Source organism: Salmonella sp. NW722 (genome assembly GCF_051702785.1).
Lineage (GTDB): Bacteria > Pseudomonadota > Gammaproteobacteria > Enterobacterales > Enterobacteriaceae > Salmonella > Salmonella enterica.
Genome location: NZ_JAMMIN010000005.1, coordinates 276751 through 291505, shown reverse-complemented (window position 1 = coordinate 291505; position 14755 = coordinate 276751). Strand labels below are relative to the sequence as shown.

The following is a 14755-nucleotide window of genomic DNA, read 5'->3' as shown; positions in this document are numbered from 1 at the left end:
TTAACCTCTTACAACCGTGATGGCCTGTTCGCTGATGGCCGATACAACGCCGTCGATGCTGGCGTGAATGGGTGCGCCGAGCGCGCCAGGCGGGACATCGGCAACGCATTGCCCGCGCGTCACGCGCTCGCCGACGGCAACAGTCGGTACTGCGCTGGCACCAATATGCTGGCGCAGCTGCAAAGTGACTTTTTCTACTGACGGCTCTTCTTCAACCAGCGGCGCTTCCTGGTACCAGGGGCTTAGTCCCAGTTTGGCGATCAGCCGCTTCACCGGCACCAGGCGATATTTCGCCATTTCGTCGGCCGGGTTCAGCGGCCCTACGTAGCGCTGGTTTTGCGCCCGCAGCTCGCGTTTTAACATGCGGTTGATGCGCATCGGCGAGATCCCCACCGGGCAGGCCACGCTTTCACAAACGTTGCATTCCGAGCAGGTAAGGGCGCTCAGCAGCAGCTGCGGCGTGGCCGCCTGGTGAAAGTTCACCGCCCGCACCAGCAGGTGCGGAGAGAGTTCGTGGCCGATCAGATGCCGTGGGCAGAGATCGGTACACAGTCGGCACTGTTCGCAGACGGTGCGCGCGACGGAAAGCACCGTGCGCTCGTCCTGCATTCTCCGCTGGATAAGCAGATGGCTTTTGGGGAGCACCAGCAGGCCGCCGGTAGTTTTCGTCACCGGGTTATCAAGAGAGGTAATCAGGCCACCCATCATCGGGCCGCCGTTAATAAAACCAGGGTCGTCGACCGTTGCGCCGCCCGCCAGCGCCAGCACTTCATGCAGTGACATGCCGATAGGAACGGTAACGGTCAACGGTCTGGCGACCGCGCCGTTCACGGTCAACGTGCGACGAGTGACCGGAAACTGCTGCTCGACCGCCCGGGCAATATTCAGCACCGTTTGCACGTTATTGACGACCACGCCGACGCTGGCCGGTAGCGCAGCCGGGGCGACCCGGCGGCCGGTTGCCATCCAGATAGTCAGCACCTCATCGCCCGCGGGATATACATCCGGCAGGATATGCAGGCGGATACCGTCTGGCAGCTGCGGGGTGAGGGCGTCGATGGCCCGGCGATATTTTTCTTTCAGGGCTATCACCCCTTCGCGCGCGCCGGTTGCCGTCATCGCGTACTGCACGCCGCGAACAAGACGCGCGGCCTGCTGCCACATCAGTTGCTGGTCAACTTTGAGCATCGGTTCACACTCGGCGGCGTTCACCAGAAAAATCTCTACCTGCGCCTGTAGTTTGACGTGAGCGGGAAAACCTGCGCCGCCCGCGCCGACAACGCCCGCTGCGCGAACGCGCTCGCGAATTTCATCAGCGCTATAAGACATTTCAACGACGTTGACGGTGGTACTCATAGCAGTTCCTCCAGCAGTTCCCGAATGGCTTCGGCATTGGCCGGGCGCGGGTTAGTGCGCAGCGTAACGTCAGCCAGCGCAGCCTGCACCATCGCCGGAATGCGTGCGGAAAAGTCGGATCTTCCTTCTTTAAGCGCAACGGCCAGTGAGGGAAGGGCACAGCGTTGCTTAAGCAGTTCGATTTGCTGAATCAGCGCATTGATCGCCGCAACGTCATTGGCTTCTGCCGGGCAAAAGCCGCAGGCTTTGGCCATCCGCGCGTAGCGTTTGGCGGCGCGCGGGTCACCCGCGTTAAAGCGGATCACCGTCGTGAGCAGCAGCGCATTGGCCAGCCCGTGCGGCAGATGGAACTGTCCGCCGAGCTGGTGAGCTATCGCGTGGTTAAGACCCAGTCCCGCCTGGCTGAAGGCCATCCCGGCGAGCGTTGAGGCATTGTGCATTTTCCCGCGCGTCGCTACGCAGTCGCCTTTTTCCACCGCCGTGGGCAGATACTGGAACACCAGTTTGGCGGCTTTTTCCGCCAGTGCGTCGGTAAAGTCGCTGGCGTGCGGTGACACCCAGGCCTCCAGGGCGTGGGTCAGCACGTCCATACCGGTGTTGGCGGTAATCTGCGGCGGTACGCTGACCACCAATTCCGGGTCAAGGATCGCCATATCCGGATACAGCGCATTGTTGAACAGCGGGTACTTGATGCCTTTATCCGGGTCGCTAATTACGCAGGCGCTGGTCACTTCCGAACCGGTGCCGCTGGTGGTCGGGATCGCCACGCAGGTTTCGATGTTGATCCCGCTCTGCTGGCTAAACCAGACAATCGCTTTCGCCGCGTCCATTGCCGAGCCGCCGCCAAAACCGATCACCACCTGCGGTTGCAGAGCCTGCATTTGCGCAATGCCCTGAACCACTGTGTGGATGGTGGGGTCCGGCGTTATCTCGCTAAAGACGCTGATGCGGTTATCTGCGGGCAGCGCGTTACGCAGGGTATCCAGCAGCGGAGAGCGAGCCAGAAAGCCATCGCAGATTATCCAGATGTGCTTATTGATAAAGCGCTTGAGCACCGCCAGGCTGCCCTGACCGCTGTACAACCGCGTTTGTAGTGAGAAGGTATTCATCGCGACCTCGGTTAGCGAATAGAAAAGCCGTTGGTCAGTACGCAGCGCCGGGAGCGGGCAAAAGTACGCGCTGACGTGGTCCCTTCACCGGTTGGCGTGGCAATAGTAAAGGTGGTAAAGCCTTCGCCGCCGACGCCGATCCCGGCATAAGAGGGGCCGTTTTTGACGAATATCGAGGTTTGCAGGGTGCGGGCCGCGAGGTTCAGGCGCGACACGTTCTGCGAGTGCATAATGGCGGTGTGATGCAGCCCCTCTTCAACCTTCAGGGCCAGCGCCAGCGCGCTATCGAAATCGCTGACTTTTACCACCGGCAGCATCGGCATCAACTGTTCGCTGGTGACCCACGGATCGTCAGCGTTAACCAGCGCAATCAGCAGACGCGGTGCTTTTGCAGGGACAGCGATCCCGGCGGCTTCCAGCATGGCCGATGGGCTCTTGCCGACCAGTTTTTTATTCGCCTGGCCTTCTGGCAGGCAGGCGGCGCGGACTTTGTCGGTATCGGCAGGGCTTAGCAGCAGCGCACCGAAGGTTTGCATTTGCTGCACCAGACGCTCGGCGACGCTCTCCACTACGATCAGGCTCTTCTCGGCAATGCAGGGCAGGTTGTAATCGAATGACGCGCCGTTAATGATATCTTCCGCCGCTTTCACCAGGTCTGCCGTTTCATCGACGATGCAGGGCGGGTTACCCGCGCCAGCGCCAATCACCTTCTTACCGCTCTTCATGCCCATTGCCACAATGCCCGGGCCACCGGTAATAGCCAGTACCGCGATTCGCGGGTGGGCCATCATCTGCTGGGTCGCTTCGAAGGTGGGTTCAGCCACGGTCACCACCAGATTGCGGATGCCGCAGCAGCGGAAGGCAATCTCTTCAATCAAGCTAATCAGCTTCAGAGAGACCTTTTTCGCCCCCGGATGCGGGCTAAAGTAGACGCTGTTGCCCGCCGCCAACATGCTGATGCTGTTATTGATGATGGTTTCCGTCGGGTTGGTGCTTGGGGCGACCGAACCGATGACGCCAAACGGCGAGTATTCAAAGAGCACCATGCCGCCGTCGCCGGTCAGCGCGGTGGTGGTGAGATCTTCTACGCCCGGCGTGTTGTCCAGCGCCGCCTTGTTTTTGAGGAATTTGTCTTCTTTGTTGCCCATCCCCGTTTCATTGGCGCTCTCTTCCGCCAGGGTCGCCAGCAACGGCGTCAGCTCCTGACGCATCGCGCTGATGATAGCGCTGCGGGTTTTCAGCGGACACTGCTGATAACGTAAGAACGCCTGATGCGCGGCATCGATGGCCTCGCTCACGGACTGGAAAATCCCTTTGCCCTGAGGCTGGGCCGGCGTTTGTGCCGACGTGATTAATTGCTCGCTAAGAATGGTGCGAATCAGGGTTTCGAGTTCAGAAGTATTCATTGATGAGTTCCCACGTTAATAGCCGCGATGGCGGTCTGTGCTATGTCCATGTCCTGCTCAACGCTGCCGCCGCTGATGCCAAGACCCCCAATTAATATGCCGTCGCGCCACAGGGCGTAACCGCCGCCAAAGGTGACCACTTTTCCCTGTAAATGACTTTCCAGACCGTAAAGCGCCGCGCCTGGCTGAACAACATCGCTCAGCTCATGGGTCGCCGTTTTCATTGCCACTGCGGTCCATGCCTTTTTCGGCGCCAGTTCGCTGCTGACCAGCAGGGCGTCCGGCATCCGCCAGGTCACAGTTTCCGTACCGTGCGCGTCAACGATGCTGACGACTACCGGAACCTGCAGTTGCTGCGCGCGTTCAACGGCGGCGCGGGTAAGCTGGTGCAGATCGTGGAATGAGAGGGCCACGGGCGTTGTCTCCTTGCTGCGGGTCGGCTGGCTGGCAGCCAGATAGCGCTTGCTAACTTCACGGATGATGTTGGCCTGGTGCGCATCGCTATCTTCCGCGCGGGCCAGGGCGTACAGGCAGTCCGATAAGCGGTTGATGTAGCGCATCAGCACCTGGCGTACGTTGACTTCCGTTGCCAGTTCAACCAGACGGCGTTCGGCGCGGCGCGCCAGCGTGCGGGCAAAATGTAAGCGGCTCGCGGCTTCGCAGCGTCCGGGTAAAATAAAGCTGTGCAGCGGTTCGACGCGGGCCATTGCCCGATCGATAGCGGCTTCCAGAGCCGAAATCTCTTCGCTGCTGATGTAGCGCTGTTTGGGCGACGGCTGCTCGCTGTCGCTGGCCAGCTCTGCGCTAAACCAAAAAAGTTGCTGCTGGATGGCCTCGAGTAAGGTGCGGTGATTTTCATCCGCAGCGGCGCAGGCGCACAGGCTCAGCGCGGCGTTCAGCTCATCCAGCGTGCCGTAGGCTTCAACCCGCGGGTGGGTTTTGCTCACCCGCTGGCCGGTAAACAGTGATGTGGTGCCAGCGTCACCTGTTCGGGTATAAATCGCCATAACCGCCCCTTAACGCGAAAGCGTATCTACAATGCCGACAACGGCGAGGTCGATGGCCTCATTTGGCCCGGAAAAAACGTGCCTGGCGCTGGAGCCGCCGCTGAGCAAAACCAGTTCGCCGACGCCCGCGCCGACGGAGTCCACGGCCACTTCATCGCCGGAGGTAGGCGAGGCGGGGAGTTCGCCATCGGCGCTGACCCGACGCACCAGCAGCAGCTTTTTCCCAATCAAAGAAGGTGATTTTTGCGTGGAGACAACCGCGCCCGTGACTCGTGCCAGATGCATGATTTACTCCTGCTTAATTAATTGAATATTCCGCGCATTGGCCGCGTCACGCGCCATGGCGGTCACGATGCATTTGCGGTGGACAACCACACGCCCCCGGCTTAGCAGCGCGACATCGCGATAGCTCAGCACCGAACCCGCATGCAGAACCAGCGGCAGTCCGTGCTCATCGGTGAATACCAGCGGCAGACGAGCCAGTTTTTTGACCGGGATAACCGGCAGCAGCTGGCTGTGCAGGCTGAGCTGTACGCGGATGCCAAACGCCAGAGCATCGTGAATTTTCCGTGCTGCGGCATCGTCGGTTTCCGCATCCGCAAGCTGACCCAGCAGCGGCAGGTCGACGAGCAGGATGCGCAGCGACGCGTGCTGACAGAACAGCGCTGGACAGTCGGCATCGCGAAGCTGCGCAACGCTCAGCGTTGCCGTGCTCTGGGCACGGCGCTGCAGTCGGGAGACAATCTCCTCGACAATGCGCTGCAGAATTTCGCCGTTCATCGCGGGCCTACCAGCCGGGCAAAGGCCTGCGGGTTATCGGCACCAGCGGCGTTGGCTTCATCGGTATCAATGTGCATTTCGAGGCGCATGTCCGGTGAAACGCGAATCGCCACGTTGTTGAAAATCAGCCCGCGATCGTCGCCTTCAATCGCCACTGAAACCATATCGCCGTGGGAAACCCGCAGGATCAGCGCATCAAGCGGCGACATATGAATATGCCGCTGCGCGACGATAACCCCGGAAGGTAGCTCCAGTTCGCCAAAGGGGCTGACCAGGCGGATGCCCGGTGTGCCCTTCAGGTTGCCGGACATTCTCAGCGGCGCGGCAATCCCCAGCGCTCTCGCATCGGTACGCGAAATTTCCACCTGGCTTACCGAGCGCAGCGGACCGAGCAGGCGCACATTTTTGAGCTGTCCTTTCGGCCCTACCAGGGTGACGGTTTGTTCCGCAGCATATTGTCCCGGCTGCAGCAGCGCTTTTTTTTCGCTGATGGGATGGCCAGGAAATAGCTGCTCATAATCCTGCGCGGACAGGTGGATATGACGGTTTGAGACGCCCAGCGGAATAGGCCGCTGGCGCATCTCGTCGAGAACTTTACGGACCGTTGATTGCAGAAGCTCTTTATCCATTACGCTTCACCTCGCTTACCGGGATGAATGCAAAGCGTGCGAGGTTCGCCCTTCTGGCGCGGACATTTTGGATCCAGACACAGATTGCAGCTGACCAGTTCTGATTCCTGCGGGGCCTCTTCGGATGGCGCTTCAGAAACGACATCGGCCATCTCTGACGCTTCAGGCTCAGGTTCAATGACGGAGGGAGAGGGAGCCTCTGCGAGCAGGATCCCTTCTCCGGGCCTGGCGATAACCTTGTGGGCCACCAGGCCATTCCGCTGTTCGGCGAAATGCGCACCGGTGGTGATGGCCGCCTGCACGGAGGCCACATCACCGGTAATTTTAATCACCATCCAGCCTGAACCATTGGTCTTTTCGAGGGCGAGCAGCGTGATAGAAGCGGATTTCGCCATGATATCGGCGCAGCTGATAGCCAGTGCCAGACCACAAACTTCAAGTAATCCCAGTGATTGCTTCACGCGGTGCTCCTTATTTGCCATCGATTAGGCTGATTTCGGTAAAATGGCCTCAACATCGCTGTGCGGACGCGGGATAACGTGGCAGGATTTCACTTCACCCACGACGCTTGCCGCCGCGCTGCCTGCATCTACGGCTGCTTTAACCGCGCCGACATCGCCGCGAACCATGACGGTAACCAGGCCAGAACCAATTTTTTCGTAGCCCACCAGCTGTACGTTGGCGGATTTAACCATTGCATCGGCGGCTTCAATGGCGCCGACCAGCCCTTTTGTTTCAACCAGTCCCAGTGCGTTATTCATACTGCCGTTCTCCTGTGATTAAACATGGAGATCCCGAAAAGGGATCCCTTTGACCAGTCGTGCCGCGTTATTACCGGTGTTGCGTTGGGCCTGACTGTCCTGATGATGCATCAGCGTAAAAAGCGGCGCCGATGCGGGTAAATTCTTGTAATGCACGACCAGCGAGTGTCGATCGCAGGCAATGCCAACCAGCAGCGGCGAGCTGCGCGCCGCCTGCCAGGCGCTGTCAACGACAACTCCAGCCGGGTGATGCTGAAACAGGAAAGGGATGCCTTCCTCTTCGATACCCAGCAGCACTTCGTGCCAGAGGCTGGCGCAGTCGTTGATAACGGTAATGACGATGGCCGGGGCGCTGTGATTACTGTCCATGCGCAAACTCCTTGTGCCAGGAGAGAATCAGGCCGGTGGCTACCGCGTTTCTTGGGCCTTCGCTGCCGCGAATATTTCCCCGCCCTGCGACCAGGCGGTAGTGCGCCAGCGCATCGGTGACCAGCTGCGGAACTTCGAAATCCAGCGACGAGCCGCCGACCAGCACCACGAACGGAATATCGCGAATGTTGCCGGTTGGACTGACCTGACGCAGCGCGCGCAGGGCGTTGGTGACAAAGACGCGTTCTTTAGCGCTGCGGCGAATGGCGCGCACTTTTTCCAGCGCCAAGTCGCCGGGAAGCGGCACCAGTTCGTCCGGTTTCACCACGCAGACGCGGGCGAACACGGCGGGAGGCAGCGGCGTCGGGAAGAACTGGACGCTGCCGTCCTCGTGGCGTAAGTGGAACAGGCTTTCGACCTTAGCCAGCGGGTATTTTTTGATCTCTTCCGCCAGATAGCGGTCTTCCAGCCCCAGTTCGCGGGCAATAATCATCGTGACCATGTCGCCTGCCCCGGCGAGATGGGTGGCGATGATTTCGCCTTTAGGGTTGATGATGGAGGCATCGGTGGAGCCCGCGCCGAGGTCGAGGATCGCCAGCGGTCGGGTGGTACCCGGCGTGGTCAGCGCGCCCAGAATGGCGGCCTCAGCCTCAGCGCCGCCGATCTGCACGTCGATATTAAGCTTCTGCTCAATTTCACGGGCAATCATCGCCATCTGCAGACGGTCTGATTTCACCATCGAGGCGATGCCGACGGCCTGCTCCAGCGAGAACTCCCCGGCCAGACCGCCGGTGACGCTCACCGGAACCGAGGTGTCAACGGCCAGAAGATCCTGAATGAAAATCTCGCTGCTGGGCTTATTGGTTAGCTCGGCCATGGTCTGGCGCACGTGCTCCAGCATGCCGCCGATATTGGTCCCGGCCTCGCCGGTGACGTTGTCGAGCTTGCCGCAGCCGTCCACCGCTTTCATGATAGCTTCGGCACCGGCGGCAACATCCACGCGCACGGTACGACCCTGAGCCTGCAGCTCCAGGTTACCGGCGGGTATTGCGCGCGCTTTGACGTCGCCGGATGGCGTTTTAACCACCACGGCGGAACGGTTGCCAATCAGCGCGCGCGCCATCGGGACGATGTTTTTCGTCTCATCGGCGTTGAGATTAAATACGGTGGCGATGCCGTAAGGGTTGGAGAGGGTTTCGATAACCTTTCCCGGCACGGCGACTTCAATCGCCGCCAGCATCCCCAGCGGAATGCGGTCGATGTACAGCACTTCATCGACAATCGGTAGCGATTTTTCCAGCCGGTTGCTGACCAGTACGCCATCGTCGCGCTGCAAAATGACGCCGGTAATCTGGTATCCGGCGCGCATTGAGGCGTTGATAACATTGGCGATATCAGCAAAATCAAAGGCTGACGATACCACCAGAATATAGGACGAGTCCGCCGGGCGGGTTAACAGCTCCTCCGGCGTAATCGTGATACCCACACCAAGGCCTGCTCCGCCCGGCGTTTTTGGGTTATGGCCGATCATTGTCGATTCGGTGATGATGGTTTCGGTAATGGTTTCCATCGCCACATCGCCAATCACCGGCGTGGCTTCGTTAATGCGGATGAGCGAAATATCGCTGACATTGATCCCCGCGCGCTTTGCAACGAGGGCGAGCGCTTCCTGAATGCCGAACACGTTACGCAACGTGCCTTTGATCCCGGTCGTTTCCGCCAGCGCGCTGTGGGTGATTGTCAGTGCGCCAGTCTCATCTTGCCGCGCCAGTGCGACTTCCGTTGATGAGTTACCGATGTCAATGCCAGCTATATATCGCATACGAAATCCTTAATCGTCGCCTTTGAGTTTTTTACGCTCAACGTACAGCCCTGCCGCTTCACGAACGAAAGCTGCGCAAATCTTTGCCTGATAACGGTTTTCGAGATCGTCGGCGATAGCGAGCAGCTCTTCTTTCGTTGAACGATACGGACGAAGGGCGTTGTAGATTTCAAGAATGCGATCGTCCGGTACCGCGGTCAGTTCGGCGGCGCGTTCGAAGTTCATCGCCAGCCGGTCGCGGCCCGCATCTTTGGCGATAGACGCCTGTAAGCGCAGGGTTTCCGGGGTAATACGCATATCCTGAGCGGTGACTTTATTGCTCAGCACGTTTTCCAGCGTAAAGTCGTCCAGCGTTTTATTGGTGGCGGTTTTCACCCATTCCGGGTGTTTGTTCGCCAGCGGGTAGTCGCTGACCTTTGCGCTGCGGGACGTGCCGCCTGCCGCAGGAGCCGCTGCTGGCGCATCGCCCTGCAGGCTGTTCATGCGGCTCAATACGTCCCGGACCATCGATTCAATTGCGTCGGTATTCATGGAGTTATCCTTTATCAAAGCGCCACGCGCAGTTCCTGCGGGTTTTTGCCCGTCACGACGTACTTGGTCTCTTTAATGTGCAAAATGGCCGACTTTGCCTGGTACTTCGGGCGTGCCATCTGGTCATTCAGCGTAGGGACCGGCTGCGGTGATTCGCGTTTCGCATAACGGGCGGCGTTTTTACCAATCTGACGGTAGGTTTCCAGCGTCAGCAGCGGTGCCTGCGGGAACAGCTCCAGGTTGGAGAGCGGCGGTAGCCCCTGCTGGTGGATAACCGTAGTACCTTTCGACTGGATGCCGATGGAGATGCCGGATCCGCTCAGGCGGTTACCTTCAACGGCGACGAACGCCACGTCGGAAGATTTAAAGCAGCGAATCACGCGCGCCTTGATGCCTTCTTCTTCAATACCGGCAATGACTTCGCGCAGAATGCTCTTATGCGGTAAGCCGACGATATTGACGGTTTGCGCCAGGCCAAATGCCGGGCCGACGGCGATAATGACTTCGTCCTGCTGAGTGCCCTGGCGCGCTTCGCCCACCTCGGTCAGAAAGCCGTCGCCCGCAGGCGCAGCGGTCTGTGGTGCTGTGGATGCCGCAGGCGCATTAAACGAGACGGGTTTATCGCTGCCCTTCATATCGCGGAGCACGTCTTCAATTATCTGGCGCAGCAATTTTTCATTAATTTCCATTTCTCACCCCTTAATCAATCTCGTTGGGATCAAGAGCGCCAGGGATGTTTTTAATCTCTTCCCAGCGTTCTCCCTGCAGGCGATAACCTGTTGCCGGACCGGCATAGTCATTGACGTCATTAACCGCAGAGAGCACTTGTCCGTCGCCGACGATAATGGCGGAGGTGTGCAAATAGTCGCCGGTTAGCTTGGCTTTCTGGATGTTGAGCATGTCCTGGGCCACGTCGGTAAACCCGCCCTGCGCCAGCGCTTTAACGACTTCCAGACCGTTGCGGTTTTTATTGATGATTTCCTGGGCGAACTTGATGTCTTCGACGATGTTACGCTCCGGCATATCTTTCGAACCGTGGGCATAGGTCGCGGCTTCAACTTCTTCATCGGTAATCGGCGGTAGTCCCATTCCGGCAAACACGGCCTGCAGCGCGCGGGCGGCTTTGTTACGGATGGCGATAACGTCCTCTTCGCGAACCGGGCGCAGACCACCGTCCACTTTCAGGTCACGCTGGATAACGTTGTAGTCGTCAAAGTCTTCCGCATCTTCGTTGGAACCGGCGAACATGTTGTCGTAGTTCGGCACCGCGGAATAACCAGAGGAGATAAAGTCGGTACCCGGCAGGAACTGCATCAGCAGGCGCGCGGTACGACGCATATCGGAGTGGGTGAAGGTCTGGTCGTTACTGGAGGCGCATTCCAGATCCAGCGACGAGCAGATCAGGTTTTCCGCCAGCACGGCACGAATGCCTGACGGCACGGCAGACGGTACGCCGATACAGCTTACGGAGCCGTTTTGCAGCCCCTGAACGCCCGCGGCTTTGGTGATATAGATGCAGCGCGCTTCCAGATACAGCATGGATTTGCCTTCGGCGTAGCCCATCTGCACTTCGGAGCCGGAGCCGGAGGTGAAGCGCATTTTCAGGCCGCGAGAGGCGTAGGAAGAGGCTAAGAAGCCTTTCGACCATGGCGTATCGTCACCGTCGGTGAAGACCGGCTCGGTGCCGTAAACGGAAATGGTTTCGGCGTAGCAGGTGTGGCCCAACATACCGAGCTTCAGCTCGGTGGCTTCTTCCAGGGAGCACTGAGTCAGTACACCCGGACGACCTACCTGAGAACCAACCAGCAGCGCGATGGCGTTGAACGGCGCGTAGCGCGCTACCGCAACCGTGGTTTCTTGTTCGTCAAACCCGCGCCATGCGCCTTCGGCGGCATCGGCGGCAATTTGCACCGGGTTGTCTTTAACGTTGGTGACGTGCGCCTGCTGAGATGGCGTGCGGCGGGCGCGCATTTTCTGCATCGCCATCATCATCTCAACCACGTTCATATGCGAAACCACTTCAACAATTTTCGCTGGGGTCATCGCGGTGGTCAGCGGGACGATTTCGCTGCGCTTGACGTTAGGATCGCAGAGCATATTAGCCAGCTTGACCGAATCCATTGCCATCACTTCTTCGGCGCGGTTCAGGTTGATGCCGTAGCGGGCGATAAAGTGGTCGATCAGGTCGAATTCGCTAACCGGTTTTCCGTCCAGCTCGGTTACCGCGCCGTTAACGATTTTAATCGACGGTTTCGGGTCGTTCGGGCTTTCCATTGCGATAAAGCCTTCTTCGATCCACTCCTTAACAAAGCCGTCCTGATTCACAGGGCGTTTCGCCAGTGCTTCAAATCTTTTCGATCTCATGAATCAGCCTCGTGGGTATCAGATGTAGGACGGGCGATCGTTTTTCGGTTCAGAACCGAGGGTCGCAAGGACGGTTTTGCCGATTTCGCGGGCGGAGGTCACCGCCTGACGGACCGCGCCGGAGTCGCCGGAAATCACCAGAATGGCTTCGTTACTAAAGCTGGTGCCGTGCGCCGGAGAGCTGTACGCCACGACTTCAACGTTGGCTGACTTCAGGGCGGTATCGGCCATCAGTACGCCGACGGAAGCCGGAGCGCCGACGATGACGCCGCAGGCACGGCCAATCGGCGCGCCGAACGCTTTTTCCAGCGCGTAGCTGGCGCGAGCGGTGTACTGCAGCTCGATATGCCCGGCTTCGTTGCCGTAAACATCACCGAAGGTGCGGTCCAGCTCTTTCAGCGCGACTTCGATACCGCGCTTGACGTCGGATACATCGTTACCGCCTAAAATAATCAGCGAACCGTGGCCCGCTCCGCCTTTGGTATCGCGCGGCAGCTCAATGCTGACCACTTCGGTGTTGGTGGCTTTCACCGCTTCGTCCGCCGCCATAATGTGCGGGCCTGCGCCGGTGCGGGCGCCGAGAATGCCGATGGAACGATAGCGCTTCTCAAGCTTCATCGCGTCCAGCAAGGCGGTATCGACGTTGGCGATAACCAGGCCCAGGGTATCGCCAATGGCGGTCCCGACAAATTCCGTTAAACTGCAGCTTTTTTCTGCCATAGCCGTCTCTCGTATAGGTTGGGGTTGACCAGGGATGGCCTGTTGTTCCGGCGTTGCCACACGGGCAATCACCTGCGCCATGATCTGTTCCACCAGCTCATTGCTGCTCATTGGCTAATTCCCTTCGGTAAGATTTTTTCTACATCGGTGTGAGGGCGTGGGATGACGTGTACGGCTTTCACTTCACCCACGTTGCGTGCGGCTGCGGCACCTGCATCGGTGGCCGCTTTGACCGCGCCAACATCGCCGCGCACGATGACGGTTACCAGCCCGGAGCCAATCTTTTCATAGCCCACTAACATCACATTGGCTGACTTAACCATTGCATCAGCGGCCTCTATGGCTGCGGTTAAGCCTTTGGTTTCTACCATTCCTAGTGCTTCTTGTTGCATAAAGACCTCGCATGGAGTGTTCCGATAGTTGGGACTATAAGAAGATGCGAGGAAAAAGAATGGCTGACTTGCTGTTGAGCATCAGAAAATAATGGGAAAGCAATATGACTAAATTGCCTTTTATTTTTATAACTCATTGATAATCAATATTTAATTTATTATTGTCTATATGATTATTTTGTTTTTATTATTTCATTTTTACATTTTTGTTAGTGACGAGAGTATTTTTATTTGATATGGCGAAAGACGCAAAATGTGATGTTTATTCGAAATTGATAAGTTGGCTTGTGCAATATTTTATTATTTCAACAGGCGTATTTTATAGCTCAAATTTCCCGTGTGATGGGCTGATAAAAATATCGGAAAAGCAAAATTTTGCTATCGCAACACGATTTTTCCGGAAGGCAGGCCCGCAGGTTGCCAACAATTTACAGGCGGCACTTTTTATAGTGAGGTTAGCTGTACTCTACCGCCAGCCGAAACTTGCGCTGGCCAGGACACGAACTTTGCTCAGAAGGTGTCACATGAATGATTCTCTAAAGGCGCAATGTGGTGCGGAATTTTTAGGCACCGGACTCTTTTTGTTTTTTGGTATCGGTTGTTTGAGCGCGCTCAAAGTCGCAGGCGCCAGCCTCGGATTATGGGAGATTTGCATTATTTGGGGGCTTGGGATTTCACTGGCCGTTTACCTTACGGCCGGGATCTCCGGCGGACATCTTAACCCTGCGGTGACGATTGCGCTGTGGCTCTTTGCCTGCTTTCCCAAACAGAAAGTATTGCCTTATATTATTGCCCAGTTTGCTGGCGCTTTTGGCGGCGCTCTGCTGGCGTATGTGCTTTATAGTAGCCTTTTTACTGAATTTGAGACTGCGCATCATATGGTGCGCGGTAGCGTCGAAAGTTTGCAATTAGCCAGCATTTTCAGTACCTATCCGGCCGCAGCGCTAAATGTATGGCAGGCTGCGTTGGTGGAAGTGGTCATTACATCGATTCTGATGGGCATGATCATGGCATTGACGGATGATGGCAATGGCATTCCTAAAGGGCCGCTTGCGCCTTTGCTTATTGGGATATTGGTTGCCGTTATCGGCGCGTCTACTGGACCCCTTACCGGTTTTGCAATGAACCCGGCGCGTGATTTCGGTCCCAAACTGTTCACATGGTTAGCGGGGTGGGGGAACATGGCGATGAGCGGTGGGCGAGAGATCCCTTATTTTATCGTGCCGATTGTCGCGCCTGTTATCGGCGCCTGTGCCGGAGCAGCCATATATCGCTATTTTATTGGTAAGAATTTACCTTGTAACCGCTGTGAACTGTAAGAAAATGCGAACCAGATTCACAGCAATGATGTATCGTAAAAACAGGTGAGATAATTTCGTGATCTGCTTTCACGAACTGATCAAAACGTCTCCCGGCAATGGGAGACTTTTGATATTGTCATTGTACTTTTTATCAGGGCCAGGATAATGCTAATAAAAAGTGAATGTAAATAATGTGTTTTGTTTATAA

At 57.5% G+C, this 14755-nt stretch carries 17 protein-coding genes; 1 reads left to right on the top strand and 16 read right to left on the bottom strand.

Annotated features, from left to right (window positions below; translation table 11 throughout):
• The 16 genes from pduS to pduA are packed head-to-tail and all read right to left on the bottom strand — an operon-like array spanning position 1 to position 13246.
• A complete protein-coding gene (gene pduS, locus NA330_RS14500) occupies positions 1 to 1356 on the bottom strand; it encodes a cobalamin reductase PduS (protein ID WP_023242000.1) in 1356 nt (451 codons plus the stop codon).
• A complete protein-coding gene (gene pduQ, locus NA330_RS14495) occupies positions 1353 to 2465 on the bottom strand; it encodes a 1-propanol dehydrogenase PduQ (RefSeq protein ID WP_023241999.1) in 1113 nt (370 codons plus the stop codon). The genes pduS and pduQ overlap by 4 nt, the downstream gene beginning before the upstream one ends.
• An 11-nt stretch (positions 2466 to 2476) precedes the next feature.
• Positions 2477 to 3871, bottom strand: coding sequence for a CoA-acylating propionaldehyde dehydrogenase PduP (gene pduP / locus NA330_RS14490; protein ID WP_023241998.1), 1395 nt, complete (start codon positions 3869 to 3871; stop codon positions 2477 to 2479).
• Complete coding sequence (pduO, locus tag NA330_RS14485) at positions 3868 to 4878, bottom strand: two-domain cob(I)yrinic acid a,c-diamide adenosyltransferase PduO (RefSeq protein ID WP_001029486.1); 1011 nt, start codon at positions 4876 to 4878, stop codon at positions 3868 to 3870. Before pduO ends, pduP begins: the two co-directional genes overlap by 4 nt.
• 9 nt (positions 4879 to 4887) lie before the next feature.
• Positions 4888 to 5163: a propanediol utilization microcompartment protein PduN gene (gene pduN, locus NA330_RS14480; RefSeq protein WP_000549825.1), complete on the bottom strand. Its 276-nt coding sequence runs from the start codon at positions 5161 to 5163 to the stop codon at positions 4888 to 4890.
• A 3-nt stretch (positions 5164 to 5166) separates the two neighbouring features.
• Positions 5167 to 5658: a propanediol utilization microcompartment protein PduM gene (gene pduM, locus NA330_RS14475; protein ID WP_001645044.1), complete on the bottom strand. Its 492-nt coding sequence runs from the start codon at positions 5656 to 5658 to the stop codon at positions 5167 to 5169.
• The gene (locus NA330_RS14470) at positions 5655 to 6287 is read right to left on the bottom strand and encodes a phosphate propanoyltransferase (RefSeq protein WP_001528476.1); all 633 of its coding nucleotides are present in this window, start codon (positions 6285 to 6287) and stop codon (positions 5655 to 5657) included. The genes pduM and NA330_RS14470 overlap by 4 nt, the downstream gene beginning before the upstream one ends.
• Complete coding sequence (pduK, locus tag NA330_RS14465; protein WP_077943781.1) at positions 6287 to 6769, bottom strand: propanediol utilization microcompartment protein PduK; 483 nt, start codon at positions 6767 to 6769, stop codon at positions 6287 to 6289. Before pduK ends, NA330_RS14470 begins: the two co-directional genes overlap by 1 nt.
• A 3-nt stretch (positions 6770 to 6772) precedes the next feature.
• Positions 6773 to 7048 (bottom strand): propanediol utilization microcompartment protein PduJ, encoded by a 276-nt coding sequence (gene pduJ / locus NA330_RS14460; protein ID WP_001057755.1) that lies wholly within the window; start codon positions 7046 to 7048, stop codon positions 6773 to 6775.
• Between the two features lie 18 nt (positions 7049 to 7066).
• Positions 7067 to 7417: a propanediol dehydratase reactivase beta subunit PduH gene (gene pduH / locus NA330_RS14455; protein ID WP_023241996.1), complete on the bottom strand. Its 351-nt coding sequence runs from the start codon at positions 7415 to 7417 to the stop codon at positions 7067 to 7069.
• Complete coding sequence (gene pduG / locus NA330_RS14450; protein ID WP_001268879.1) at positions 7407 to 9239, bottom strand: propanediol dehydratase reactivase alpha subunit PduG; 1833 nt, start codon at positions 9237 to 9239, stop codon at positions 7407 to 7409. Before pduG ends, pduH begins: the two co-directional genes overlap by 11 nt.
• A gap of 9 nt (positions 9240 to 9248) precedes the next feature.
• The gene (gene pduE, locus NA330_RS14445) at positions 9249 to 9770 is read right to left on the bottom strand and encodes a propanediol dehydratase small subunit PduE (protein ID WP_001090597.1); all 522 of its coding nucleotides are present in this window, start codon (positions 9768 to 9770) and stop codon (positions 9249 to 9251) included.
• 14 nt (positions 9771 to 9784) lie between these two features.
• Positions 9785 to 10459: a propanediol dehydratase medium subunit PduD gene (pduD, locus tag NA330_RS14440; protein ID WP_000405048.1), complete on the bottom strand. Its 675-nt coding sequence runs from the start codon at positions 10457 to 10459 to the stop codon at positions 9785 to 9787.
• A gap of 10 nt (positions 10460 to 10469) precedes the next feature.
• Positions 10470 to 12134 carry a propanediol dehydratase large subunit PduC gene (gene pduC / locus NA330_RS14435; RefSeq protein WP_001256896.1) on the bottom strand — a complete coding sequence of 555 codons (1665 nt, stop codon included), beginning with the start codon at positions 12132 to 12134 and terminating at the stop codon, positions 10470 to 10472.
• Positions 12135 to 12152: 18 nt separating this feature from the next.
• On the bottom strand, positions 12153 to 12965 hold the full coding sequence (gene pduB / locus NA330_RS14430; protein WP_000097500.1) for a propanediol utilization microcompartment protein PduB: 813 nt from the start codon (positions 12963 to 12965) through the stop codon (positions 12153 to 12155).
• Positions 12962 to 13246 (bottom strand): propanediol utilization microcompartment protein PduA, encoded by a 285-nt coding sequence (gene pduA / locus NA330_RS14425; protein ID WP_001183618.1) that lies wholly within the window; start codon positions 13244 to 13246, stop codon positions 12962 to 12964. The genes pduB and pduA overlap by 4 nt, the downstream gene beginning before the upstream one ends.
• A gap of 524 nt (positions 13247 to 13770) precedes the next feature.
• Here pduA and pduF point away from each other — a divergent pair.
• Positions 13771 to 14565 (top strand): propanediol diffusion facilitator PduF, encoded by a 795-nt coding sequence (pduF, locus tag NA330_RS14420; protein WP_001000023.1) that lies wholly within the window; start codon positions 13771 to 13773, stop codon positions 14563 to 14565.
• Positions 14566 to 14755: the final 190 nt, after the last annotated feature.